The sequence below is a fragment of the Streptomyces sp. NPDC058664 genome (assembly GCF_042716635.1).
In the GTDB taxonomy this organism is placed as follows: Bacteria; Actinomycetota; Actinomycetes; order Streptomycetales; family Streptomycetaceae; genus Streptomyces.
Genome location: NZ_JBHXRW010000037.1, coordinates 21,624 through 46,531, shown reverse-complemented (window position 1 = coordinate 46,531; position 24,908 = coordinate 21,624). Strand labels below are relative to the sequence as shown.

General features: G+C 71.6%; 26 protein-coding genes. 18 read left to right on the top strand and 8 right to left on the bottom strand.

Going from position 1 to position 24,908, the window contains the following annotated elements:
* Positions 1-292 precede the first annotated feature (292 nt).
* Complete coding sequence (locus ACFWUY_RS26975) at positions 293-772, bottom strand: Lrp/AsnC family transcriptional regulator (protein ID WP_384114577.1); 480 nt, start codon at positions 770-772, stop codon at positions 293-295.
* Between the two features lie 93 nt (positions 773-865).
* Between ACFWUY_RS26975 and ACFWUY_RS26970 the strand changes: the two genes are divergently transcribed.
* Complete coding sequence (locus ACFWUY_RS26970; protein WP_384114572.1) at positions 866-1,723, top strand: LLM class flavin-dependent oxidoreductase; 858 nt, start codon at positions 866-868, stop codon at positions 1,721-1,723.
* Positions 1,720-2,148, top strand: a complete 429-nt coding sequence (locus ACFWUY_RS26965; protein ID WP_384114565.1) for a nucleoside deaminase — start codon at positions 1,720-1,722, stop codon at positions 2,146-2,148. The genes ACFWUY_RS26970 and ACFWUY_RS26965 overlap by 4 nt, the downstream gene beginning before the upstream one ends.
* Here the strand turns inward: ACFWUY_RS26965 and ACFWUY_RS26960 are convergent.
* The 4 genes from ACFWUY_RS26960 to ACFWUY_RS26945 all read right to left on the bottom strand — a co-directional run bounded on the left by ACFWUY_RS26960 (position 2,139) and on the right by ACFWUY_RS26945 (position 7,039).
* Positions 2,139-3,386: a helix-turn-helix domain-containing protein gene (locus ACFWUY_RS26960; RefSeq protein WP_384114560.1), complete on the bottom strand. Its 1,248-nt coding sequence runs from the start codon at positions 3,384-3,386 to the stop codon at positions 2,139-2,141. The genes ACFWUY_RS26965 and ACFWUY_RS26960 overlap by 10 nt on opposite strands.
* A 251-nt stretch (positions 3,387-3,637) precedes the next feature.
* Positions 3,638-4,582, bottom strand: coding sequence for a hypothetical protein (locus ACFWUY_RS26955; RefSeq protein ID WP_384114553.1), 945 nt, complete (start codon positions 4,580-4,582; stop codon positions 3,638-3,640).
* Positions 4,583-4,647: 65 nt separating this feature from the next.
* Complete coding sequence (locus ACFWUY_RS26950; RefSeq protein WP_384114548.1) at positions 4,648-6,285, bottom strand: DUF6801 domain-containing protein; 1,638 nt, start codon at positions 6,283-6,285, stop codon at positions 4,648-4,650.
* A gap of 118 nt (positions 6,286-6,403) precedes the next feature.
* Positions 6,404-7,039: a hypothetical protein gene (locus tag ACFWUY_RS26945; protein WP_384114541.1), complete on the bottom strand. Its 636-nt coding sequence runs from the start codon at positions 7,037-7,039 to the stop codon at positions 6,404-6,406.
* A 627-nt stretch (positions 7,040-7,666) separates the two neighbouring features.
* Between ACFWUY_RS26945 and ACFWUY_RS26940 the strand changes: the two genes are divergently transcribed.
* The 13 genes from ACFWUY_RS26940 (at position 7,667) to ACFWUY_RS26880 (ending at position 19,961) form a co-directional block, all read left to right on the top strand.
* Entirely contained in the window at positions 7,667-8,680 is a 1,014-nt protein-coding gene (locus tag ACFWUY_RS26940; protein ID WP_384114536.1) for an ABC transporter ATP-binding protein, read from the top strand.
* 76 nt (positions 8,681-8,756) lie between these two features.
* Entirely contained in the window at positions 8,757-9,521 is a 765-nt protein-coding gene (locus ACFWUY_RS26935; RefSeq protein ID WP_351214226.1) for an ABC transporter permease, read from the top strand.
* A gap of 3 nt (positions 9,522-9,524) precedes the next feature.
* Positions 9,525-10,331 (top strand): MlaE family ABC transporter permease, encoded by an 807-nt coding sequence (locus ACFWUY_RS26930; protein ID WP_384114526.1) that lies wholly within the window; start codon positions 9,525-9,527, stop codon positions 10,329-10,331.
* Position 10,332: 1 nt separating this feature from the next.
* Positions 10,333-11,586 carry an MCE family protein gene (locus ACFWUY_RS26925; RefSeq protein ID WP_384114519.1) on the top strand — a complete coding sequence of 418 codons (1,254 nt, stop codon included), beginning with the start codon at positions 10,333-10,335 and terminating at the stop codon, positions 11,584-11,586.
* The gene (locus ACFWUY_RS26920) at positions 11,583-12,638 is read left to right on the top strand and encodes an MCE family protein (RefSeq protein WP_384114513.1); all 1,056 of its coding nucleotides are present in this window, start codon (positions 11,583-11,585) and stop codon (positions 12,636-12,638) included. Before ACFWUY_RS26925 ends, ACFWUY_RS26920 begins: the two co-directional genes overlap by 4 nt.
* Positions 12,635-13,684, top strand: a complete 1,050-nt coding sequence (locus ACFWUY_RS26915; protein WP_384114506.1) for an MCE family protein — start codon at positions 12,635-12,637, stop codon at positions 13,682-13,684. The genes ACFWUY_RS26920 and ACFWUY_RS26915 overlap by 4 nt, the downstream gene beginning before the upstream one ends.
* Positions 13,681-14,742, top strand: coding sequence for an MCE family protein (locus ACFWUY_RS26910; RefSeq protein WP_384114499.1), 1,062 nt, complete (start codon positions 13,681-13,683; stop codon positions 14,740-14,742). Before ACFWUY_RS26915 ends, ACFWUY_RS26910 begins: the two co-directional genes overlap by 4 nt.
* Positions 14,739-15,950 (top strand): MCE family protein, encoded by a 1,212-nt coding sequence (locus ACFWUY_RS26905; protein ID WP_384114491.1) that lies wholly within the window; start codon positions 14,739-14,741, stop codon positions 15,948-15,950. Before ACFWUY_RS26910 ends, ACFWUY_RS26905 begins: the two co-directional genes overlap by 4 nt.
* The gene (locus ACFWUY_RS26900) at positions 15,947-17,221 is read left to right on the top strand and encodes an MCE family protein (protein WP_384114486.1); all 1,275 of its coding nucleotides are present in this window, start codon (positions 15,947-15,949) and stop codon (positions 17,219-17,221) included. The genes ACFWUY_RS26905 and ACFWUY_RS26900 overlap by 4 nt, the downstream gene beginning before the upstream one ends.
* Entirely contained in the window at positions 17,218-17,730 is a 513-nt protein-coding gene (locus ACFWUY_RS26895; protein ID WP_384114481.1) for a hypothetical protein, read from the top strand. The genes ACFWUY_RS26900 and ACFWUY_RS26895 overlap by 4 nt, the downstream gene beginning before the upstream one ends.
* The gene (locus ACFWUY_RS26890) at positions 17,727-18,470 is read left to right on the top strand and encodes a hypothetical protein (RefSeq protein ID WP_384114472.1); all 744 of its coding nucleotides are present in this window, start codon (positions 17,727-17,729) and stop codon (positions 18,468-18,470) included. The genes ACFWUY_RS26895 and ACFWUY_RS26890 overlap by 4 nt, the downstream gene beginning before the upstream one ends.
* A 26-nt stretch (positions 18,471-18,496) precedes the next feature.
* Positions 18,497-19,039, top strand: coding sequence for a nuclear transport factor 2 family protein (locus ACFWUY_RS26885; RefSeq protein WP_384114466.1), 543 nt, complete (start codon positions 18,497-18,499; stop codon positions 19,037-19,039).
* Between the two features lie 46 nt (positions 19,040-19,085).
* The gene (locus ACFWUY_RS26880; protein WP_384114461.1) at positions 19,086-19,961 is read left to right on the top strand and encodes a hypothetical protein; all 876 of its coding nucleotides are present in this window, start codon (positions 19,086-19,088) and stop codon (positions 19,959-19,961) included.
* A 12-nt stretch (positions 19,962-19,973) separates the two neighbouring features.
* Here ACFWUY_RS26880 and ACFWUY_RS26875 read toward each other — a convergent pair whose 3' ends face one another.
* Complete coding sequence (locus tag ACFWUY_RS26875) at positions 19,974-20,633, bottom strand: DNA alkylation repair protein (RefSeq protein ID WP_384114704.1); 660 nt, start codon at positions 20,631-20,633, stop codon at positions 19,974-19,976.
* A 225-nt stretch (positions 20,634-20,858) separates the two neighbouring features.
* Between ACFWUY_RS26875 and ACFWUY_RS26870 the strand changes: the two genes are divergently transcribed.
* Complete coding sequence (locus ACFWUY_RS26870) at positions 20,859-22,049, top strand: nitric oxide synthase oxygenase (RefSeq protein WP_384114456.1); 1,191 nt, start codon at positions 20,859-20,861, stop codon at positions 22,047-22,049.
* Positions 22,050-22,064: 15 nt separating this feature from the next.
* Here the strand turns inward: ACFWUY_RS26870 and ACFWUY_RS26865 are convergent, their stop codons facing one another.
* Complete coding sequence (locus ACFWUY_RS26865; RefSeq protein WP_384114451.1) at positions 22,065-22,355, bottom strand: hypothetical protein; 291 nt, start codon at positions 22,353-22,355, stop codon at positions 22,065-22,067.
* Between the two features lie 151 nt (positions 22,356-22,506).
* On the opposite strand from ACFWUY_RS26865, the gene ACFWUY_RS26860 reads away from it, so the two are divergent.
* Complete coding sequence (locus ACFWUY_RS26860; protein WP_384114448.1) at positions 22,507-23,358, top strand: NAD(P)H-binding protein; 852 nt, start codon at positions 22,507-22,509, stop codon at positions 23,356-23,358.
* A 110-nt stretch (positions 23,359-23,468) separates the two neighbouring features.
* Here the strand turns inward: ACFWUY_RS26860 and ACFWUY_RS26855 are convergent, their stop codons facing one another.
* Positions 23,469-24,353, bottom strand: a complete 885-nt coding sequence (locus ACFWUY_RS26855; RefSeq protein ID WP_384114446.1) for an NAD(P)-dependent oxidoreductase — start codon at positions 24,351-24,353, stop codon at positions 23,469-23,471.
* A gap of 78 nt (positions 24,354-24,431) precedes the next feature.
* Between ACFWUY_RS26855 and ACFWUY_RS26850 the strand changes: the two genes are divergently transcribed.
* The gene (locus tag ACFWUY_RS26850; protein ID WP_384114443.1) at positions 24,432-24,782 is read left to right on the top strand and encodes a winged helix-turn-helix transcriptional regulator; all 351 of its coding nucleotides are present in this window, start codon (positions 24,432-24,434) and stop codon (positions 24,780-24,782) included.
* Positions 24,783-24,908 lie beyond the last annotated feature (126 nt).

The window sequence follows — 24,908 nt, the reverse complement described above, 5'->3', positions numbered from 1 at the left end:
GATCCGGGCCTCATGCGTGCGGTCCCCGGCGACCCGGACGGCAGGGTTGTCGTCACCGGGCTCAGCCGCCGGGCCGGCTGCTACGGGGGAGCGAAGGGGACGGTGACGGCGGGGTGGTCCTCATGGTCCGGTCGAGGGGTGTCGAGAGCGTTCACGCGGGTGGCCAGACGGCCGATCACACGGCTGGTGAGTGACCCGTCCGGCGTGGCCGTGCCCTCCGGGGGCAGGCGGACTTCGTCCTCGGTCGGGGGTTGCTGCCGAAATGCCGTGCTGTGTCCATGACCTTCCAGGCCTATTCGGAACGACGGGCGGCATCGGACCCGGGGGCTCGTGGGCCGCGGAGCGGGAGCGTCCGGCTGAGGACGAGGTTGGTGGTCGTGCTCCCGAACTCCGCCAGTTCGTCGACGATCTCCTCCAGGTGGGCCATCGACGCGGTCGCCACCTTCATGACGTAGCAGTCGTCGCCGGTGGTGCGCAGGCACTCCAGGATCTCCGGACGCTCCCCGAGCAGCCGACGCAGCGGCTCGTGCCGGGTCCCCGGGCCGGGGTACTTGAGCCGTACCACCGCCAGCACCGGGTGCCCGGTCCGCTCCAGATCTACCTCCGCCCGGTACCCCGTGATCACTCCGGCCGCCTCGAGGCGTCGCACCCGCTCCGTCGTCGCCGAGGTGCTCAGGTTCACCCGCCGCGCCAGCTCCGTGAACGCAATCCGGCCGTTCTTCTGGACCTCGTCCAGGATCGTCCAGTCCGTGGCGTCAAGACTCTCGGTCATGTGGTCAGATTACCGGGAGATCCACGGTGAAACCGCGCCGGTACCGGCAGGAATGCCTTCTGCCAGCCCTGTCTCCTGACTAGGCTCCATTGCATGAAGATCGGCGTCAACGTCCTCAACTTCGGCCCCGGAACCGACCCGGGAGTCCTGCGGAACTGGGCCCGGACCGTGGAGGGCCTGGGATTCGACCTGCTGATGGTCTCCGACCACGTCGCCATCACGCCCGACGTCGCCGAACGCTACCCGGCACCCTTCTACGAGCCCTTCACCACCCTGTCGTGGCTGGCGGGCCTCACCACCCGGATCCGGCTCGGCACGACGGTCCTCGTCGCGCCCTACCGGAACCCGCTGCTCACCGCGCGGATGGCGGCCAACCTGGACGAGCTGAGCGGCGGCCGGCTGGTCCTCGGCGTGGGAGTGGGCTGGGCACGGCAGGAGTTCGCCGCCCTCGGCATCCCGTTCGCACAGCGGGGACGGCTGACCGACGACCACCTGCGCGACATCCGGGCGGCCTGGGCGGACACCGCCTCCTACGGAGGCCGGAGGATTCCCCTGTGGGTCGGCGGCAACAGCGACGCGGGACTGCGCCGGGCCGTACGGCTCGGTGACGCGTGGCATCCGCTGCGCCCCACCCTGCCGTGGCTGCGCGAGGCCGCCGGGAGGGTGGAGGCGTACGCGGACGAGTACGGGCTCCCCGTCCCGGCCCTGGCTCCCCGGATCGCCCTCCGGCTCACCGCGGCGCCGGTCGACGGCCCGGAACGGATCGCCGGTGAAGGCACCGTCGACCAGGTCATGGGCGACCTCGACCAACTGCGTTCGCTGGGAGCCGAGTCCGTCGTCCTGGACACCTACCACGGCGACCCCGGCGAGACCTGCCGCCCGCAAGAGGCCTGGCAGGCCCTCGCCACGGTGGCCGCGCACACACCCCTCGACCGAACGGAGCAGTCATGACCACATCCGACGACCACGCCCTCCTCCGGCGGGCCATCGCGCTCGCGGCCGAGGCGCGCGCGAGCGGCAACCCGCCGTTCGGATCGCTGCTGGTGGGACCGGACGGGACGGTGCTGGCCGAGGAGCGCAACACGACCCTCACCGACGACGACGTCACCGCGCACCCGGAACTGAAGCTCGCGAGATGGGCCGCGCGGGAGCTGGACGCGGAGACGGCGGCGGGCACCACGATGTACACCAGCTGCCGGCCGTGCGGGATGTGCGAGGCGGTCGTCCGGCGGGCCGGGCTGCGACGGGTGGTGTTCGCCCTCTCCGACGAACAGCTCCTGGACATCAGGCCGGGCAGCGGCCTGCCGCCCGTGCCCGAGGAGGGCCCCGCGCTGTACGAGGAGGCGCGGGCCGTGTTCGAGGGGTACTACCGCTGACCCCTCCGGCCCGTCGGGTCCGGTCCGGCCCGGCCGTCCCGGGGGCCGGAGAGGTGGAGGGAGCGCAGGGCCGCCTCCAGGGCGAAGCGGTGGTCGGGGTCGAGGAGCCGGTCGCCGAAGTGGCTGTCCAGGTTCCGCAGCCGGTAGCGGACCGTCTGGGCGTGGACGCCGAGGAGTTCGCCGACCTGTTCGGCGGGAGCCCGGGTGGAGATGTGGACGCGCAGGGTCTCGATCAGCCGGTCGCGCCGGGTGCCGGTCAGGCCGTCGAGCGGGGCCAGTTCGCGGGAGGCGAGCTGGGCCACGAGGGCCGGATCGGACAGTAACCATAACGTTGTCAGGTGGTCCTCGCAGTGCACGACGGGGGCGTCCGCCACGACGCCCTCGTCGATGAGCTCGAGGACGCGCCGCGCCCAGCGGATGGAGTGGGCGGCCTGGCCCGGCGGCACGGTCAGGCCGACGACGGCGGGGGTGCCGGCCAGGGCGTGGCCGAGCATCGCGAGGCGCTCGGCGGTGAGCGGGCCGGGGATGAGCAGGTGCGGTTGGGGGAGGCCGAGGTCGGCGAGGACGTCCCGGTCGAGGCCCGCCTGGACGAGTTCGGCGACCGGCGGGCGGAGGGCGACCAGGGTGCATTCGGCGGGGAGCTGCCAGGAGGCCTCCTGGCACAGTTCGGCGATGGTCGCCCGGGGCAGCGGGGGGCCGGCGACGACGAGGTGCAGCAACTGTCTGCGGAGCGCCGCCACGTCGGTCGCCGCGCGGGCCTGGACCATGACGTAGCCCTCGCGGGACAGGGCTTCGAGCTCTTCGACGTAGGCGAAGAGGGCGTCGGCGAAGGCCAGGATGAGGGTGGGGGAGAGGTTGTACGTGCGGCCGATGCTCCTGGCCCGGCGCAGTGCGATGCGCGCGCCGAGGCGGTAGGCACCCTGCAGGGTGTCGAGGTCACGGCCCTCGTAGGCCTCGACCCGGCCGAACTTGCGCAGGAGTTCGTCCCGGAGGGCCGAGTGCGTCCCCGGGGTGGCGACCCGTTCGACGAAGGCCGCCAGGGCCTGCTCCACGCCCTGGCGGATCGCGTCCGAGTGGGGTCCGTTGAAGAGATGGGCGTACACGGGGTAGGCCCGCTGGATCTCCACGCCTATCTCCTTGATGAGGCCGGGGATCTCCGGCCTCATCAAGTCGGCGAACTCCCTGGGGAGCGGGTCGAGCGGTTCACCGGTGCTCGGTGACTGTGCGATTGCGGGCATGGACCGATCCCTTGCTCTCCTGCGCGACCGGTGGGGGGAGTGACGGCGCGGCCCCCCGACCTGGCGTGGTGGGCGCGGCCTCGGCCGTCAGACGCGTACCGACGTGGACTGCTGAAGCTAGGACACCTGGTGTGTGCTGTACACAACTTGCGCAAGAGTTGGCGTGCCGGAGCGGTGTGCGCCGCGGAGTAGGCCGGGAATCGCCCCTGGTTGGCCGTTAGTTGACCGTGGTCTTGAGCTGACCGCTACCGTCAGTTGACCGCGGAGTGCCAGTTCCGGGACATGACCTTTCCGGCGTCGGGGGCGACGACGCCCGGCGCGTAGAGGCCGGTCAGGTAGGTCTGGGTGTTGTTGAGCGTGAGGCTGTTCTTCCCGGCGGCGGACGGCAGACCCGTCTTGAGGTTGACCGCGCCGTCGATCAGGCCGAACAGCCCGAGGCCGCAGCCGCTGGCGCCGGGGACGGCGAAGGTCTTGTCGACCTGGGTGGAGCCGAGGAGGTTGAGGCGGCTCATGTCGCCTTCCTCGTTCGGGGAGCCGTCGCCGTTGAAGCGCTCGACGGCGAAGGAGGGTGACGTGGCGTTGCTCGGGCGGAGCATGATCGGGTTGGACTTCGTCCCGATGTAGCAGTTGCTGCCGAGGAACGGGTTCTGCAGGTGGATGCGGACCGGGATGTCGACGATCGGCATGTCGGTCAGGACGCCCGCGATCTGGTCGAAGTTCGCGGGGGTTCCGATCGACTCCACGGTGGCGGTGATCTTGTTGAGCCTGGCGTCGGACAGCTGCCGGCAGATGTCGGTGATGAACGGGATGTCGCTCGGGCACATCAGGCCGAGCAGACCGCCGGGGACGGTGGCGGAGTCGGCGATGATCGAGCCGGCGGCGGGGGCGACGACCGTGCTGGTGCCGTCGGCGTTCTGGACGACGCCGATCTGGAGGTCGGTCCTGCCGGTGATCACGGTCGTGTTGCCCAGCTTGATGGAGCCGCTGGCGGAGGAGGAGGAGACGCACTGCGGCGCCTTGTCGAGGCCGTCGGCGGCGAGGAGCGCCGGGGCGTCGACGGGGCAGCGGGTGAACGGCGCCCAGCTGCCGTTCAGCTGGGGGACGGCCGCGGTCGCCGTGCCCATGGAGGCGAAGGCGCCGAGCGCGGTCAGGGCGGAGAGGGTGGCGAGTCTCGTGCGGGAGGAGACGAGGGGCATGGCGGAGCCTTCCGTTGACGGGAGAGGGGAACGAGGGGCGGTGGGGATGGTGGGGGAGCGCCGGCTCAGCGCTCCGGCCTGGGGACGACGTACGGCTGGCGGTCCTCGGTGCACTGGCCCTCGGTGGGCAACTCGACACCCACGGCGCAGGTCTGGCCCTGGATCTGCTTGATGTGGTTGCCGGGGCCGGAGATGGACGCGGTGAGGAGCCGGTCGAGGTTCTCGCCGTCGGCGCCGCAGTTCTTGAAGGCGGGGATGGTCGCCTCGCCGGTGAGCGGACCACCGCTGGTGAGGACGTAGCCGGTGGCGTCGGTGCCGTTGATGAGCTGGCCCTTGCCCAGGAGCACCAGATGGTCCCCGGGGTACTTGGCCGGGTCGGGTTCGGGAGAGGTGAGCGGCTTCGCCGTACGGCACGAGGGGCCCACGTCCAGCCGGACGCCGTTGACCTGGACGTCGAGGACGCGCAGGACGAGGGGCGCGCGGACGTACGTCTCCGCGATGTTGTCGGGAAAGACGAGGAGGACGTCCGACTCGACCGTCATGGGGCCCGTCTGTTCCAGGACCATGGTCGCCGTGGCCGGCATGAAGTCGAACGTCAGGAAGGTGGCCTCGAAGGGCGGGGACTGCTTGCGGCCCTGGTACGAGAGCTCGGCGTCCGACTTCTGGAACATGTGTATGGTGCCGTCCGGCGGGAAGGCGATCTCCGGTGTGCCCTGCTCGATCAGGACGCAGGACACCGGGATGAGCGAGGCGCCTTTCAGTTTCCCCACGTTGGCGTAGCCGGTGATGTACGCGGTCAGCGACGTGGAGGTCGGCTCCTTCTTGACGCAGGGCGGTGCGGCCGGGCGTTCCGTCGGGGCGGCGTCGGGCGCGTCCGCCTCTGCGGTCCTCGGGCCCCGGTCCGGCCGTGGCCCGGACTCCGGGTCCTTCGAAGCCGTCCGCGGTCCGCCCGGGGGCGTCCCCCGTTCCACCGGGGGCGGCGGCAGCGCGGGCCCGGTCGAAGGGGCGGGGGACGAGGGAGAGGACGACGAGGGATCGGCCGACGGCGTGGGGGGCGTGCTTGGTTCTCCGGTGGCGACGGCGCCGATCGGAACCGTGGCCAGTACCCTGCCGCCCTCCGGCTCCTCGACGGGGGCGCAGGTGACGGAGACCGACGGCGGTGTGGTGGCCGTGCCGTCGGCCGCGCTCAGGGCGAGATCGACGCCGAGACCCCCGGCGGTGAGGGTCAGGTCGCCGGCGCTGTCCGTCGTCAGGAGGGGCACGTCGCCGGTCGTCGTGAGGGTGAGGGGTCCTTCGGCGGGTACGGCGAGGGGTTGCGCCGTTCCGCGCCATGTGACGTCCGTACGCTGCCCGTTCTGGTCCGCCCCGACCGTGAGCAGTGTCTCCGCCCGTACGGTGGCCGCCCCGAGCGAGGTCAGGTCGGCCGCGGCCGGGGCCGGGAGTTCCACCGTCGTGCTGACATCGGCCGGCCGGACCGCCTCGCCGACGGCCGCCCGGTCGGGGACGGTCGCCTTGATCCGTACCGTCGCGGGCTGTTGTCCGGAAGGCAGCGCGCAGAGGTAGGGCAGCTCGGCGTCGACCTCGTGCGAGCCCAGCGCGACGGCCGCCGCGGGGAGAAGGGGGGCGAGTGCCACGAGTGCGGCGATCGCCGCACCGCGTGCCTGGGTGCGGGAGAGTCGCGGGGCGGCTCGCCGGCTTCTCATCTGGTGCTCCGCTCGGATCGTGCGCGCGCGGGCGCGAAGGGGAAGGTGGTCGGGGGTGCGGACAGCCCGCGTCCGCCCGGCCGGGGTCGCCGGCCGGACGGACGCGGGTTCCTGCGCCCTACGGGTTGGAGCCGACGATCGTCGGGATGGTGACGGTGCCGGCCTTCTTGACGAGGTAGGTGCCCTTGAAGGTGGGCTTGGCACCGACCGGGACGGCGGAGCCGCAGTTGGTCGACGAGACGACCGTGAGCTCGCCGGCGAGGCTGTTGACGGCGAGCGCGCCCGTCGAGTTGGTGTACGTGCCGGAGGCCTTGCCCGTCACGCGGAAGACGCAGGCGCCGACGGTCACCTTGGCGTCGACGTTCCCGACGTAGCCCTTGGTGACGCCGGTGGCCGCGGTGTAGTCCTGCGCCACCACGGTCCAGGGGGTGGTCGCGACGGTGGTCACGTTGCCCAGGACGCTGGTGCAGGGTGCGCCGGTGGCGCCGAAGGCGATGGCGCTGATGGAGGCGACGGTCGCCGGGTTGCCGGTGGCGCTCTGCATCGTGCCCGAGGCGTTCGACTTCGTACACGTCATGGCGATGCCGTTGACGCTCAGGACGACGTTCCCGCTGTTGACCGCGGTGAAGCTGGACGGCGTCGGGTTGACGGTCCAGACCGTCGAGGGCACCGCGGAGGCGGGGCTCACCGCGAGGGCGAACGCGGCCGTGGCGGCTCCGGCGACGACGGCGATGTTTCTCATGGGCTTCTTCATGGCTCTGGGACTCTCCTTGGGGATTGACCGGCAGAGGGTGGCCGCGGTGGGGGTCGAGCGGCCGGCGGCCCGGTATTTCTCGGCCGCGAAACCTGACGTTACTTGCGGGAAACTTAGCTGAACAATGGCGCAGTCCATGATTCTTTGCAGATGCCTAATTGCCTGTCAGGCGGGTGAGCGGTGACGGTGACGCCCTTGGTTCCGCGGTGCGCAATGTCGACAATGATGATCGATCAGGCGGATTCGAGGAAAGACCGGTATTCGACGCTCTCCGACGGCCGGCGCGGTGTTCTTGCTCTCGCCGGTGACAAGTGGCGGAGGGAAACTGTCTCCCGGCTGACAACTGTTCCGAAGTTCGGTTCCGCCCCGGGAAAACTCGGAATCCGGTATTGCCGAAGAAGGTTACTCGGCCGTAGCGTTCCCGGGGCGGCGAGCAGTCGCAGGTCGGCGCAGCTCTGCAGGTTCGACCTGTCTCGGCGGAGACAAAAGGCAATCGTCGCCTTGTCTCCGCGGTGACAAACGCGGGAGCGGATCAAGGATTTTTCCGCCCGGCTATTGTCCGGGTGATCCGTACCGACTTAACGTGCGCCCGCGGCGCACGCCCGACGCACGCTTGCTGGAGGTGGGATGGGAATCGAAGTAGTCGTTGAGGGTCTGACCATGTCCTTTGGCAAGCAGAACATCTGGCAGGACGTGACACTGACCTTGCCGGCCGGAGAGGTGAGCGTGATGCTCGGCCCTTCCGGTACCGGAAAGACGGTCTTCCTGAAATCGCTCATCGGACTGCTGAAACCCCAGCAGGGACGTGTCCTCATCAACGGGGTCGACATGGTCAGCAGTCCCGAACGTGACATCTACGAGACCCGGAAACTCTTCGGCCTCATGTTCCAGGACGGCGCCCTCTTCGGCTCCATGTCCCTCTTCGACAACATCGCCTTCCCGCTGCGCGAGCACACCCGCAAGCGGGAGTCCGAGATCCGGCGCATCGTGATGGAGCGGATCGACCTCGTCGGCCTGCTCGGCGCGGAGGGGAAGCTGCCGGGCGAGATCAGCGGAGGCATGCGCAAACGCGCCGGCCTCGCCCGTGCGCTCGTGCTCGACCCACAGATCGTGCTGTGCGACGAACCGGACTCCGGTCTCGACCCCGTACGCACCGCCTATCTGTCCCAGCTCCTGATCGACCTCAACGCACGGATCGACGCGACGATGCTGATCGTCACCCACAACCTGGACATCGCCGCCACCGTCCCCGACAACATGGGGATGTTCTTCCGCCGCAACCTGGTCACCTTCGGTCCGCGCGAGGTCCTGCTCACCAGCGACGAACCGGTCGTGACCCAGTTCCTCGCCGGCCGCCGCGAAGGCCCCATCGGCATGTCGGAGGAGAAGGACGCCGCCCTGCTCGCCGCCGAGTTGGTGGACCCCGCCAACCAGCGGGCGGCCGGACCCCCCGTCATCGTCCCGCAGCTGGAACCGTCACCCGGCCTGCCGCCGCGCGCGGCCGTCGCACGACGACGGGAGCGGGTCCTCGGCATGCTCGACAGCCTGCCGCCCGCCGCCCGCGCCGCCATCCGCGACACCTACGCGCGGAGCGCCGCGGCGCCCACCCTGTCCGTGCCGACCCCGGGGAGCGTCTTGTGATCACCCCGACCACGCCGGCCCCGGGGAACGCCATGCCGACCTCCGGGAACGCCGAGCCTCCCCCTGGGAGCGGCTCGTGATCACCGGCGCGCTGCGGCAGACCGGCCGTCTCTTCGCCCTCACCGCCGAGGTGAGCCGGGCCGTCTTCCGGCGGCCCTTCCAGTTCCGGGAGTTCCTCGAACAGTTCTGGTTCATCGCGAGCGTCACCATCCTTCCGGCCGCCCTCGTCTCCATCCCGTTCGGCGCCGTGATCGCCCTCCAGGTCGGCTCGCTCACCCAGCAGTTGGGCGCCCAGTCGTTCACCGGCGGCGCCAGCGTCCTCGCCGTCATCCAGCAGGCGAGCCCGCTCATCGTCGCCCTCCTGATCGCCGGCGCCGGCGGCTCCGCGATCTGCGCCGACCTCGGCTCCCGCAAGATCCGGGAGGAGCTCGACGCGATGGAGGTCATGGGCGTCTCGCCCGTCCAGCGGCTCGTCGTCCCGCGCGTCCTCGCCACCATGGCGGTCGCCGTACTCCTCAACGGGATGGTCTCCGTCGTCGGCACCCTCGGCGGCTACTTCTTCAACATCATCCTCCAGGGCGGCACCCCCGGCGCCTACCTCTCCAGCTTCTCCGCCCTCGCCCAGCTGCCCGACCTCTACATCAGCGAACTCAAGGCCCTGATCTTCGGGTTCATCGCCGGCATCGTCGCCGCCTACCGGGGCCTCAACCCCCGCGGCGGCCCCAAGGGGGTCGGCGACGCCGTCAACCAGTCCGTCGTCATCACCTTCATGCTGCTGTTCTTCGTGAACATGGTGATGACGGGCATCTACCTGCAGATCGTCCCGCCGAAGGGGGGCTGACCGATGGCCTCCCCGTTCGTCTGGCTCGACCGGTCGGGTGACCAGCTCCTGTTCTACGTCAGGGCCCTGCTCTGGATCCCCCGGACGCTGCGCCGCTACCTCAAGGAGGTGCAACGGCTCCTCGCCGAGGTCGCCTTCGGCTCCGGCGGCCTCGGCGTCATCGGCGGCACCATCGGCGTCATGATCGCGATGACGCTGTTCACCGGGACCGTCGTCGGCCTCCAGGGATACGCGGCCCTCGAACAGATCGGCACCGCCGCGTTCACCGGCTTCGTGTCCGCCTACTTCAACACCCGGGAGATCGCCCCGCTCGTCGCAGGACTCGCCCTCTCCGCCACCGTCGGCGCCGGCTTCACCGCCCAGCTCGGCGCCATGCGCATCAACGAGGAGGTCGACGCCCTCGAAGGCATGGGCATCCGCTCCATGCCGTACCTGGTCACCACCCGCATCATCGCGGGGGTCGTCGCCATCGTCCCGCTCTACGCGATCGGCCTGCTCTCCTCCTACCTGGCCTCCCGCTATGTGACGGTCCTGTTCAACGGCCAGTCGCAGGGGACGTACGACCACTACTTCAACCTCTTCCTGTCACCGACGGACGTCCTCCTCTCGGTGTTCAAAGTGCTGATCTTCAGCGTGATGGTGATCATCGCCCACTGCTACTACGGCTTCCGTGCCTCCGGCGGCCCCGCCGGCGTCGGCATCGCCGTCGGCCGTTCCGTGCGCAACGCCATCGTGCTGATCAGCGTCACCGACTTCTTCCTGTCGCTGGCCCTCTGGGGCGCGACCACGACCGTGAAGGTGGCGGGGTGAGATGAGCGACTCAACGGCCGAGATCCTGCGCCGCCGGTTCGCCGGCGTCGTCTTCCTCCTGGTGCCCGCCCTGCTCGCCTGGCTGGCGGTCGCCGTCTACGACAAGAGCTTCACCGCGTCCGACCCGATCGTCGTCGAGACCGGCAACATCGGCAACGAGATGCACCTCGGCGCCGAGGTGAAACTGCGCGGCGTCGTCATCGGCGAGGTCCGCGCCATCGACGCCACCGACGGCGGAGCCCGGCTCACCCTCGCCATGCGGCCCGGAACCCTCCGCCACGTCCCCTCCGACGTACGCGCGCAGATGCTCCCCACGACGCTCTTCGGGGAACGGTTCGTGGCCCTCGTACCGCCCGGGAACCCCTCGGCGGGGACGCTGAGCCCCGGAGCCGTCATCCCGGAGGACCGGTCGAGCAACGCCGTCGAACTCCAGCAGGTCCTCGACAACGTCCTGCCCCTGCTCACCGCCGTCCAGCCGCAGAAACTCTCCGCGACCCTGTCGGCCGTCTCCCAGGCACTCGAAGGGCGCGGCGACAAGCTCGGCGAGACCCTCGCCCGACTCGACGCGCACCTGCGGAAGTTCAACCCCCAGCTGCCCACCCTCACCCGCGACCTGAAAGAACTCGTGAAGGTCAGCCACCTCTACGCGGACGCCGCCCCGGACATCGTCACCGCGCTCACCGACTTCACCACCACCAGCGGCACCCTCGCCGAGAAGGAGGGCGAGCTCGCCGGCACCCTCGGCGCCACCACCCGGACGGCACAGGACCTGACCGCCTTCCTGCGGCAGAACAAGGACAACATCATCCGGCTCAGCGCCACCGGCAGGCCCACCCTGGAACTGCTCGCCGAGTACTCCCCGTCCTTCCCCTGCACCCTGCGCACCCTCGCCCAGTTCGTGCCCGCCATGGACAAGGCACTCGGCAAGGGCACCGACCGGCCGGGACTCCACGTCGACGTGACCACCGTGCCCTCGCGCGGCGCCTACGTCCCCGGCCGTGACCGACCCTCCTACGGCTCCGGCGGCGGCCCCCGCTGCTACCCCGTGCCCTACCTCGGCGTCCCCGCCGCACCCGCCGCACGCGCCTCCGCCGCCGCCGACCAGCAGCTCGGACCGGCCAACTCCCCGCAGGAGAACGACCTCGTCAACGAACTCCTCGCCCCCGCGGCGAAGCAGCGGCCCGGCGACCTGCCGGACTGGAGCAGCCTCCTCGCAGGACCCGCGTTCCGCGGCGCGGAGGTGACCCTCCGATGACGACACGACACGGCCCCACGCGACGACGCGGCCTGACCGGGACACTGCTGAAGTCCCTCGCGTTCGTCCTCGTCACGGCGCTCGCCACCACCGTGCTCGGCTTCAGCATCGCCAACACCGGTGTCGGCTCCGCCACCCGTACGTACAAGGCGCTGTTCACCGACGTCACCGGGCTCGTCACCGGGGACTCCGTGCGCATCGCGGGGGTCAAGGTGGGCGAGGTGACCGACGTGCGCGTCGTCGAACGGCGCACCGCCCAGGTCACCTTCTCGGTCCGCGAGGACCGTTCCCTGCCCCGGTCGGCCACCGCCGCCGTGAAGTACCTCAACATGGTCGGGCAGCGGTACGTCTCCCTCGACCGCGGCAGCGGGGACGTGACCGGCACCCTGGCGGCCGGGGACACCATCCCTCTCGACCGCACCACCCCCGCACTCGACCTGACCCTGCTGTTCAACGGGTTCAAGCCCCTGTTCGAGGGCCTCTCGCCCGCCGACGTCAACGATCTCGCGGGATCCCTCGTGCAGGTCCTCCAGGGCGAGAGCGGCACCGTCGACAGCCTCATGCGGCACATCGGCTCCCTCACGAAGACCGTGGCCGCCAAGGACCAGGTCATCGGCCAGGTCGTCACCCACCTCAACACCGTCCTCACCACCCTCAACGACCGCGAGGCCGCCTTCGACGACCTCGTCGTCACCCTCCGGAAGCTCGTCACCGGCTTCAACACCGACCGCAAACCCCTCGGCGAGGCCGTCCAGGCCGTCGGCGACCTCACCACGACGACCGCCGGGCTCTTCCAGGAAGGGCGCGCCCCCCTCAAGAAGGACATCCGCGAACTCGGCCGGCTCTCGGGCACCCTCGGCGACCACACCCCCGCCATCGAGAGGTTCCTCGCCAACACCCCCGCCAAGATGACGGCGCTCGCCCGGCTGTCCTCGTACGGATCGTGGTTCAACCTCTACCTCTGCGAGGCGCGTGTGAGCGGCGTGACGGCGTCCGACGGGTCGAAGCCGCCGACCGGCATCGCCGTGACCGAACCGAGGTGCCGCGGATGAGCCCCCGCCGCCGGTTCACGCCGGTCAAGGAACGCAGTCCCGTCGCCGTCGCCGTCGTCGGCCTCCTCGTCCTCACGATGCTGGCCGCCCTCGCCTACAACGTGGACCGGCTCCCCCTCGTCGGCGGCGACACCGCCTACAGCGCCGACTTCTCCGAGTCCGCCGGGCTCGACGCCGGCGACGAGGTGCGCATCGCCGGGGTCAAGGTCGGCGAGGTCACCGGAGTCTCCCTCGACGGCCCCAAGGTCAAGGTGACCTTCGAGGTCGGAGACGCCTGGGTCGGCGACCGGTCGACCGCCGCCATCGCCATCAAGACCCTCCTCGGCGAGAAGTACCTGGCGCTCGACCCGCTGGGCTCCGCCCCGCAGGACCCCGGAACCCGTATCCCGCAGTCCCGCACCACGTCCCCGTACGACGTGACGCAGGCCTTCCAGGACCTCAGCGGCACCGTCGACGCCATCGACACCGAGAAGCTCGCGGAGAGCTTCGAGACCATCTCCGCCACCTTCAAGAACTCGCCGCCGCACGTGCGCAACGCCGCCACCGGCCTGTCCGAACTGTCGAGGTCCGTCTCCAAGCGCGACACCGAACTCGACCGGCTCCTGCGGGGCAGCGAGAAGTTCACCAAGACCCTGGAGGACAAGAAGTCCAGCTTCGAGACGCTCATCGAGGACGGCGGTTCCCTGCTCGGGGAGCTCAAGAAGCGCCGCGACGCCATCCGCGCCCTCCTCAAGGGCAGCCGCGACCTGAGCACCCAGCTCAGCGGCCTCGTCGGCGACAACGACCGGCAGCTCGGTCCCACCCTGAAGGCCCTCAGCCGCGTCACCGGCGTCCTGGAGAGGAACAGCGGCCGGCTCGACAGGACACTCGCCCTTGTCGGCCCGTACTACCGGCTCGTCGGCAACACCCTCGGCAACGGCCGCTGGTTCGACAGCTACCTGTGCGGCGTGGTGCCCCGCACCTATCTGCCCGAGGCCTCGCAGCCCAAGACCGGATGCCTGCCGCCGAAACATCCGGCGACGGCCAAGGGGAGCGGTGAACGATGACCAGAACCAGAAAACCCCTCGTCGCCGGGCTCGCCCTCGTGGTCCTCGCCGCCTGCGGTCTCGTCGCCGTACGCGTCCTCGACCCCGGAGGCACCCGCGTCACCGCCTGGTTCGACCGGGCGGTCGGCATCTACGCCGGATCCGACCTGCGCGTCCTCGGCGTACGGGTCGGAGAGGTGGAGTCCGTGGAGCCGCAGGGCACCCGGGTACGCGTCGGCCTCCGCCTCGACGAGGGCGTACGCGTCCCCGCGGACGCGCGGGCCCTCGTCGTCGCCCCCAGCATCGTCGCCGAGCGGTACGTCCAGCTCAGCCCCGCCTACAGCACAGGACCCGCCCTCGCCGACGGCGCCCAGCTGCCCGCCTCCCGCAACCGCGTCCCCGTCGAGATCGACCAGCTGTACGCCTCCATCACCGAACTCAGCGAGGCGCTCGGCCCCGACGGTGCCAACTCCGCGGGAGCCCTGTCCGAACTCCTCGACACCGGAGCGAAGAACCTCAAGGGCAACGGCAAGGCCATCGGCACCTCCATCGAGCAGTTCGGCAAGGCCGCCAAGACCCTCGACGGCAGCAGCGAGAACCTGTTCACCACCCTCCGACAGCTCCAGACCTTCACCACCATGCTCAAGGACAAGGACGGCGACGTCCGCACCGCGCAGGAACGCCTCGACGACGTCGTCGGTTACTTCGCCGAGAACAGGGACGACCTCGCCGGCGCCCTCAAGGAACTCGGCAAGGCCCTCGCCCAGGTCAAGACGTTCATCAAGGACAACCGCGGCGAACTGAAGAAGAACGTCGACCGGCTCGTGCCCCTCACCCAGGCCCTCGTCGACCAGCGCGCCTCCCTCGCCGAAGCGCTCGACGTCGCCCCGCTCGCCGCGGGCAACCTCGTCAACGCGTACGACCCGGACACCCGCACCATCGACGGCCGCGCCAACCTCAACGAGATCAGCATGGGCGGTCCCCTCCTCCCGCTGCCGGCGACCGGCGGCTCCGCGGCGACCGGCGGCTCCGCGGCGAGCAGCGGCTCCGCGGCGAGCACCGGAGAGGGGGAGCGGTGAGACGCGGCACCCCGCCCTCCCGGAAGGCCGTCGGCGCCGGAGCCGTCGGTGTGATCGCGCTCGGCCTCGGACTGGCCGTCGTCCTCGGCGCGCTCCCCGCGAACCCCGTCCGGTTCGACGGCATCGAGGACCTGCCGCTGCCCGGCGGCGCCGACCTCGGCTCCCGCCCCTACACCGTCACCGCCGAACTCGACGACGTCCTGAGCCTCGTCCCGCAGTCCGCGGTCAAGGTCAACGACGTCGCCGTCGGCCGCGTCACCGGCATCGAACTGGGCACCGACACCTGGACGGCCCGCGTCACCCTCCAGATCAACGGCGACGTCCGGCTCCCCGCCGACGCGAGCGCCCGCCTGGAACAGTCCAGCCTCCTCGGCGAGAAGTACATCCAGCTCGTCGCCCCCCGGAAGGACACCGGCGGACGGCTCGCCGACGGCAGCGTCATCCCACTGGCGCGCACCAGCCGCAACACCGAGGTCGAGGAGGTGTTCGGCGCACTGTCCCTGCTCCTCAACGGCGGCGGCGTCAACCAGCTCAAGACCATCACCAGAGAACTCAACTCGGCGCTCGGCGGCCGCGAACCCGAAGTCCGCTCGATGCTGAGACGGGTGAACACCCTGGTGACCACCCTGGACGCCCACCGCGGCGACATCACCCGCGCCCTCGACGGCGTCAACCGGCTCTCCGCCACCCTCGCCGGCCGCAGGAAGGACGTCGACACGGTCCTCACCGGCCTCTCGCCCGGCCTGAAGACACTGGAGAACCAGCGAGGCTCCCTGCTGACCATGCTGCGCGCCCTCGACACCCTCTCCGGCGTCGCCGTCACCACCATCGACGCGAGCAAGAAGGACATGGTCGCCGACCTCAAAGCCCTCGCGCCCACCCTGAAGGCACTCGCGGACGCCGGTGCCGACCTGCCCGAATCGCTCCAGGTCCTCCTGACGTACCCCTTCACCGACGAGGTGATGCGGGGCGTCAAGGGCGACTACCTCAACGCCTATCTGCACCTCGCCGCCGCCCCCGGGACCGAGGTGATCCCCCCGCTGATCCCCCGGGCCGAGCCCGCCCCCACCCCGCCGGCCCCGGCCCCGTCCTCCCTCCGACGTCCCGCGGCGGGCGACACCGCCCTGCCACTGCCACTGCCACCGGTCGCGACGGGAAGCCGGCCGGAGCCCGCCACCCCCTCCAAGGACGGAGGCGAGAACCCGTGATCACCCGTACCGTACGGCTGAAGAACCTCGCGTTCCTCGTCATCGCCGTGCTCGTCCTCGGCTTCGTCGGCGTCCGCTACGCCGACCTCGGCCGCTACGCCGGCGTCGCCGACCACTACACCGTCCGGGTCCACCTCGCCCGTACGGGAGGCCTGTTCACCCACTCCGACGTCACCTACCGGGGCGTCTCCGTGGGGCGCGTCGGAGCCATCGACCTCACCGCCGAAGGCGTCGTGGCCGAACTGCGCATCAAGAAGTCGGCCCCCCGGATCCCCGCCGACGCGCGGGCCGTCGTCGCCGGACTCTCCGCCGTGGGCGAGCAGTACATCGACCTGCGCCCCGAGAGCGACGACGGCCCCTTCCTCGCCGACGGAGCCCGCATCGAACAGTCCGACACCCAGGTACCGGCCCCCGTCACCGACGTGCTCGCCGGCATGAACGACCTCACCCGCTCCGTACCCCTGGAGTCCCTGCGCACGGTCGTCGACGAACTCGGCAAGGCCTTCGAGGGACACGGCGACGACCTCCAGATCCTCCTCGACAACGGCAGCGACTTCGTCCAGGCCGCCGACAGGTCGCTGCCGTCCACCACCCGGCTCATCGACGACGGAGAGGTCGTCCTGCGCACCCAGGCCGAAGAGAGCCGCGCCATCAGGGACTTCGCCACCGGCGCGCGCGACCTCGCCGCCACCCTCAAGGGCTCCGACGCCGACCTGCGCCGCCTCCTCGCCGTCACACCCGACGCGGCCGGCCAGGTCAGCGGCCTCCTGCGCGACCTCGACCCCAGCCTCGGCGTCGTCCTCGCCAACCTCCTCACCACGTCCGAGATCGCCGTCACCCGCCAGCGCGGCACGGAGGAACTGCTCGTGAGACTCCCGGCGGCCGTCTCGGCCGGAGCCACCGCCGTCGACGGCGGACGCCTGAACATCGGCATGGCCGTCACCTTCTTCAAGCCGCTGCCCTGCACCTCCGGATACGGCGGTACGCGCTACCGCAACGGACTCGACCTGGGGACCGCGCCCGCCCTCAACACCGGTGCCTCCTGCACCGCTCCCGCGGCGGCCGGCGTCAACGTACGCGGCTCGGCCCAGGCACCCAGGGGCGGCCGCGTGCCCGTGCCCGCCAAGCCCGGCTCCCTGCCCTCGGGCAGCGCACGCCCCACGACGGACACGCGGGCGACCCTGCCCGGCGCGCTCGCGCTGCCCGGCCAGGCCGGCGGACCGACCGACATGGCCGGTCTCCTCGGCCTGAACACCGGGAGCACGCGATGAGACGGGCCGGGGTCCTCGGCGCCGGTGCCCTCGTCGTCGCCCTGGGCTTCTGCGGAACCGGTGCGTGGACCTACGCGCAGGCCCGCACCGACCAGGAGCTCGCCTTCGGTCGCGAACGGGACACCGCGCTCGCCGAGGGCCGGCGGCTCGTCACCGTGCTGAACACGCTCGACGCCTCGACCCGCGAGCGCGCCGAAGCGGGCATCCGGGCCTGGCGCGACGCGTCCACCGGACCGCTCCGCACCGAACTGGGGCGCACCGAGCCCGCGGTGGGCGCCTCGGCGCGCGCCACGGTCACCGAGGCCGCCCTCACCGCGCTCGACGCGAGAACCGGTACGGCGAAGCTCATCGCGACCGTGCGCGTCGACGTCACCCCGCGCGGCGCCGCCGCGACCACCGACCGCAAGCGCCTGGAGGCCGTCCTGACGCGCACCGGCGAGGACACGTGGCGGGTCGCGGCACTGAGCGCGGTGCCGGTCGCCGGAGCCGAGGGGAGCGAGGACGAGTGACGCGACTGCTGCGCGGGGCGACCGCCCGGACACCGGGAACCGCCGGGGGAGAGCGCCCGGACGCCGCCCGGGACGAACCGCCGGAGCCGACCGAGAAGAAGGCGGGCACCACCGGGGCCGCGGCCGAGGACGGGGACGGGCCGGGGAGCGCGGCCGAGGTCGGGGACGGGCCGGGAAGCGCGGGCGCAGGCACGGACGGGGACGGGCCGGAGGCCGCGGACGTGACGGGCCGCCGGTCTCCCGCCTTCTGGCGGAAGGCCGCCCTCGTCACCGCCGTCGCCGCCCTGCTCCTCGGCGGCGGTGCCTTCTTCCACGCCGCCCACCAGCTCCGGTCGACCCCGTCCGCGCGCAACCTCGCGCTCACCGACACCGGGGCCACCACCCGCGTCAGCGGCGACGTCGGCGAAGGCCTCGCCCGGGTCTTCTCCTACGCCCCCGCGAGCGCCGACGCCGCCGAACGTTCCGCCCGCACCGTGCTGGCCGGACGCGCCGCCCGTCAGTACGGCGACCTGTTCGCCCAGGTCCGCGCGAGTCTGGTCGAGCAGCGCGTCACCCTCACCACCCAGGCCGTCCGCACCGGAGTGATCGAGCTCGACGGGGACAGCGCGCGCCTCCTCGTGTTCCTCGACCAGACCTCGCGGCGGGACAAGGCCCCCGCCACGTCCGCCGCGGCCCAGCTCACCGTCACCGCGAGGTTCCAGGGCGACCGGTGGCTGATCGTCGACATCAAGGCCCGCTGACGTTGAGCGGGAGACGGGAGCACCCCATGACACGCGTGCCGCGCACCCCGGCGGGCATCCGGCCGGCCCTGGCCGGCGCCCTCGCGCTCACCCTCCTCGCGGGTGGCTTCGCGGCCTGGGCCGGCCGGGACTGGTACGCCGCGGCCCACGACGACTCCGCCGCGTACGCCGTGCAGCGCGACCGGGCGCTCGCGGCGGGGGAGCAGGCCGTGCAGAACCTCAGCACGCTCGACCACCGGCGCGTGGAGCAGGGCCTCGACCTCTGGGAGTCCTCCACGACCGGTGAACTGAACAAGCAACTCGTCGAAGGGCGGGCCGAGTTCACCACCCAGGTGAAGACCGCGAAGACGGTGACCAAGGCCCGGGTGCTGTCCGGCGCCGTCACGGAACTCGACGACCGGGCCGGGCGGGCCCGGGTGCTCGTCGCGCTGCGGATCACCGTCACGACGCCCGACAGCAGGAGCACGGAGAAGGACAGCCGCATGCTGGGCGAACTCACCCGCACCGACGGCCACTGGAAGCTCAGCGGCCTGGGGCAGGCCCCCGTGGGCGGCACGGCGACCGGCTGACCGGGCCGTACCGCGAGAGCCACCCGCACCCGAAAGGACACGCACGATGCCGACGCCCCGCCACCACCTCAATCGCCAGCGCCGCCGCCAGGCCCTCGCCGACCAGCCGGTCCCCGCCTCCGCCGGGCCCGAGGACTCCGGCTCCCGGCCTTCCGCCGGCGGCAGATCCCGTACACCGGTGGGTCTCCTGGCCGAGCCCGCCCCACGGACCCGGCAGCGGCCGGCGGTGGCGTCCGCGCGAGGAACGACCGGAAGGCCGAAGCGGGAGACCGCCGACGAGAACGACGAGAACACCGGCCGCCCCGCGGACGGCACGCGGAGCGCGTCGACCTCCGCCCGTGGCGCCGGGGACGCCCGGGGTGCCGAGGCCCCGGCACGGCCGCGGCACCTCGTGCCCCTCGTGGTCCTGTGCGTCCTGACGCTCCTTCTCGGCGGCTTCGCCGGATGGGCGTACAGCAGGGCGGCGGAGCTCCGCGACGACCCCGCGCGCGGCAACACGGCCCTCACCGACCTCGCCCGCACCAGTGAGATCAAGGGTCAGACCGCGGCCGCCGTCGCCGCGCTCTTCTCGTACGACCACGCCGACACGGGTCCCTTCGAACAGGCCGGGAAGACCCTCCTCACGGGCAAGGCCGTCGCACAGCACCGGACGCTGCTCGGCGGGGTGCTCGCCCAGGCCGCCCGGCAGAAGACGGTGATCACCACGACGGTCACCGACAGCGCGGTCGAGCGGATCGACGGCGACCGCGCCCGGGTCCTGGTCTACGCCGACCAGAGCAGTGTGAGTACGGCCGGGACCGGCGGGAAGCAGCAGTCGAAGGCCCAGGACCAAGGGGTCTACGCGGGCGCGATGTTCGCCGTGGACGTCGTGCACCGCGACGGGCGCTGGCTCGTCGAGAACATCGACACCTTCGGCCGCTGAGCCCTCCCGACCCTAGGCCTCTCCGCCTTGAGGAGCCCGCTGCCGGCGCACCATCTCGGTGATCCAGACGGGCGCGTAGGGAGAGGTGCAGCCCGGTGACGTCGGATAGTCCTTGAGCACCTCCAGGCGCTCGCCGATGTCGAGAGCGCGGGCGCGGTGCTCGGGGTGTGCGATCCCGATCTGGGCCAGGCAGTGGTTCATCGCCCACTGGAGGCGGTCCGGGGCGTCCTTCATCTCCGCCTCGACGACGTCGAGCAGCCCCGCCAGGTCCAGGCCCTCGGGCTTCTTCGCCACGCGGTCGGTGGTCAGCGCCCAGCCGGCGCTCGCGACCACCGGATCCGGATCGGCGGACCAGGCGGGGCGCAGCTCCTCGGCGTGCGGACTCTTCCTGACCACGTAGTTGACGAGCCAGTCGTGCACCTTGGGGGCGCGCGCCTCGCGCACCATGGTGTCCAGCTCGTCCCGCCCGAACGCCTTCGGCCGGCAGATCAGGAGCGCGAGCAGCCGCGCCGCGGTGTCACCCGTCTCCCAGAGCCGGCACGCGAGCTCCTGCTGCGTCTTCAGCCGCTTCGCGAGCGCGCGCAGCCTGCTCAGGTTCACCCCGTGGTCGTCGCCGTGCCTCTCGTTCACCGCGCGTGCCTTCGGGTCCTCCAGGGAGGCCAGCTCGGCCATCACCTCGGCCACCGTCGTCCCGGCCTGCGTCGTCCCGGTCACTTCAGCCTCCTGTCCCTGGCGTACGGGGCCCACCCTACGGCGGAGGTCCGACAGCGTCCGGGTCGCGGCGGGCCGTGAGGGGGTGGCAGCCTACCAGCGAGGACGGGTCCAGGACGGAAATTCACACACTCTCCGCGCCCGACTGTGTTCATGCGGTAGTCATGGCGCCGGGAGGGAAACACCTTGATCTTCAGTCGCAGCCGCCGCCGGAAGTCCGCCCCCAGCACGGGTACCTGCCCCCACTCGTCCGGGGACCCGGCCGTCACCGTCCCCGAGCGTCCCGCCCCGCCGCCGCACCTCTCGGACCGGCAACAGGCGGAAAGGTTCATCCGACAGTTCCACGACGAGCAGCCGGGCGCCGGAGAACGGGAGAGCCGGGTCCGCGAGGTGCTCGCCGAGATCGACCGCACCGGAACCTACGAGCACACCCCGGCCGAGCTCGCCTTCGGCGCCCGCGTCGCCTGGCGCAACGCCGCCCGCTGCATCGGCAGGCTGTACTGGCGCAGCCTCGTGGTGCGCGACCTGCGGCACGTCACGTCCGCCGACGACATCGCCGCCGCGTGCTTCGAGCACCTGCGGCTGGCCGGAAACGGCGGCAGGATCCGCCCGGTGATCTCCGTCTTCGTCCCCGACCGGCCGGGCCGCCCCGCGCCCCGGATCGTCAACGACCAGCTGGTCCGGTACGCCGGACACCGCACGCCCGAGGGCAGCCGGTGCGGCGACCCGCGCGGCGCGGCCCTGACGGCGCACGCCCGCGACCTGGGGTGGAAACGGGACGAAGGGCACTTCCAGGTCCTGCCGTTGATGGTGCGGGAGCACCCGGGCGAGCGGCCGGAGTGGTACGAGCTCCCGGACGACGCCGTACGGGAGGTGCCGCTGACCCACCCCGAGCACCCCTGGTTCGCCGAGCTCGGCCTGCGGTGGTACGCCGTGCCCGCGATCAGCGACATGACGCTGGAGATCGGCGGCGTACGGTACCCGGCGGCGCCGTTCAACGGCTGGTACATGGGCACCGAGATAGGCGCCCGGAACCTCGCGGACGCCGAGCGGTACGACCTCCTTCCGGCGGTGGCCGACCGGCTGGGCCTCGACCGGTCCACCGAGCGCACCCTCTGGCGGGACCGGGCGCTGGTGGAGCTCAACCTGGCGGTGCTGCACTCCTTCCAGGAGGCGGGGGTGACGATGGCCGACCACCACACCGAGTCGCGACGGTTCCTCCGGCACATCGCCCAGGAGAGCCGCCACGGCAGGGCCACGCCCGCCGACTGGAGCTGGATCGTCCCTCCGGTGTCCGGCTCCGCCACCCCGGTCTTCCACCGGTACTACGCCCCGGTGGACCCGTCGCTCCGGCCGGCGTTCCTCCCGCGTACGTGAGCGGGGTCCCCGCCGTCAGCCGCTCGCTCCGGGGACCCAGTGGTTGTGGACCCGAAGGATCCGGGGCTCGCTCTGTGTCACCGGCCAGCCGAGTCCGGTCGCCACCGGCATCATGCGTTCGGCGAACGCGTTCATCTGCTGCTCGGACTCCCACACGTCGAAGACCTCCAGACCGTCGTCCGTCGCGACGCACGCGTGGGACACACAGCCGTCGAAGATGTCGGGCGTCTCCTGGAGCTTGGCGTTGAGGGTGTCGTACTGCTCGGTGGTGACACCCGAGAGGACGGCGTGCACGAAGATCGCCATGGCGGACTCCTCCTCATGAGGCGGGGCATCCCCCTACCAGCCAGCACATCACGACCCGCCGGGAACGGCATCCGATCAGGCCGGTGCTTGACCTCAACCCCGGTTGACGTACGAGAGTCGTGCCATCGAACGGCGAGACGAGGAGATGGCGATGACACAGCCCAGGATCCTGGTGACCGGCGCGACCGGAAAGGTCGGCGGCGCCGTGGTGGCCCAACTGCACGCGGCGGGCGTGCCCGTACGGGCGCTGGTACGAGGGGAGGCGGACCTCCCGGAGGGCGTGCGGGCGGTACGCGGCGATCTCGGTGACCCCGCGTCGCTGGGCACGGCTCTGGAGGGCGTCGACGCGGTCTTCCTGGTGTGGCCGTTCCTGAGCGCCGAGGGCGCGCCGGACGTGATCGACGCGATCGGGAAGCACGCCCGACGGGTGGTGTACCTGTCGTCCGCCGGGGTCGGGAGCGAGAGGGAGGAGCCCGGCGAGGCGATCACCATGTTCCACACGGAGCTGGAGCGGCTGATCGAGGCGTCGGGCCTGGAGTGGACGGCGCTGCGGCCCACCGGGTTCGCGAGCAACACGCTGGGCTGGGCGGAGGAGATCCGCGCCACCGGTGCGGTACGGGCGCCGCTGGCGAGGCTGGCCCGCCCGCTGATCCACGAGGCGGACATCGCCGCGGTCGCCGTCCGGGCGCTGACGACCGACGCCCTGCTCGACGCCCGTCTTCTGATCACCGGCCCCGAACCGGTCACCCAGGAAGGGCAGGTGGCGCTGATCGGCGAGGCGATCGGGCGGCCGGTCCGGTTCGAGGAGATCGGGCTGGACGAGGCCGTCGAGCAGATGAAGGCCGCAGGCTACCCGGCAGAGCTGGTGGAGGCCATCCTGCCGGCCCAGGCGAAGATGCTCGACGATCCGGAGCCGGTCAACGACGAGGTCGAGCGCATCACGGGCACCCCGGCCCGGTCCTTCCGGGAGTGGGCGGTGGACCACGCGGCGGACTTCCGCTGAGAGGGACGTCCGTACACGCCGACGCGGACGACCGTGCGGGTCGAGAGGGCATCTCGCGGCTGTGGCGTGCCGTCACCCGGAAGGATCCGCACCCCCGGCGGGTCGCCGGATCAGCGGCGCCCCAGGACCTCTGCGACCCGGGTGAAGCCCTCCGCACCGTGGCCGAGGCCCACCGTGCGGCGCGCCAGGCCCTCGGCGGCCCGCATCACGCTCGCGTCGATGCCGTGCGCCTCGGACGCGTGCACGATGTGCGCCATCGTCGACACCGCCGAGGTGAGCGGATTCCCCTCCCCGGAGTACGTGCCGCCCTCCACGTCCTCGGCCAGCTCCTGGAACAGCGGCGGCAGGATCGCGCCGATGCCCTGGGCGAAGGGTGCCAGATCGGTCGGGGAGATCCCCTCGGCGCGCGCCACCGCGAGGGCGTGGACATAGCCGGCCATCGACGTCCAGAAGATGTCGAGCAGCGCGATGTCGTACGCCGCCGCCCGGCTGATCTCCTCCCCGAGGTGGGTGTGGGTGCCGCCCAGGGCGTCGAGCACCGGCCGGTGCTCGTTGTAGAGCGCCTCGGGACCGCTGTGCAGGAACACCCCGGCCGGCGTCCCGATGGTGGGGGCCGGGGTCATGATGGCGCCGTCGAGATACCCGATGCCGTGCTCGTCGGCCCAGCGCCCGCTGTCCCTGGCCCGCTCGGGGGTGTCGGCACTGAGGTTCACGACGGTCCGCCCCTTGAGCGCGTCCGTCACGCCCCCCTGCCGCAGGACGGAGTCGGTGGCGTCGTAGTTGACCAGGCAGACCACGGTCAGCGGGCTCGCCGCGACCGCGTCCTCGGCGCTCGCGGCCGACAGGGCACCGGCGGCGACGAGGTCCCCGTCCCGGCCGGGCGTACGGTTCCACACGGTGGTCCGTACGCCCGCCGCCAGGAAGGCGGCGGCCAGCGCCCGTCCCATCGGTCCGAGACCGAGAACCGTGACGGCGTGCTGTCCGGAAGAGGGCATGGCGGAAGAAGACACGGATGAACTCCCTTGTAGAAAGGTGAAGGTAAGAAACGCCGGAGGAGAAGGAGAAGGACGCGGATGAATCGCGCCCGGGCCCAGGACACCAACGTCTGCGGAGTGAGCGCCGCGATCGTGGTCATCGAGGGCAAATGGAAGACGGCCTTGCTGTGGCTGCTCGAGTCCGGCCCGCACCGCCCCGGCGAACTGCGCCGGAAGCTTCCCGAGATCAGCGAGAAGGTGCTGACCCAGGCGCTGCGCGAGATGGAGGACGACGGCCTCGTGCACCGCGAGGTGTACGACGTCCTGCCCCCGAAGACCGTCTACTCCCTGACCGACTTCGGACTCGAACTGTCCGAGGCGCTCGCCCCGTTGTCCGACTGGGGGCACCGTCGCCTGGACCGGCTCACGGCCGTGCCCACCGCTTCCTGAGCGAGGCCCTGTCGTTCTTCTCCCTTCCTCCGGGCCGCTCCCAGCTTCGCCCGGGGCACGCACCCCCGTCGAGTACGCACAAAAAAGTGGGTATGCCGGGGAGCGCGAAAAGGGGGCCTTCCCGAA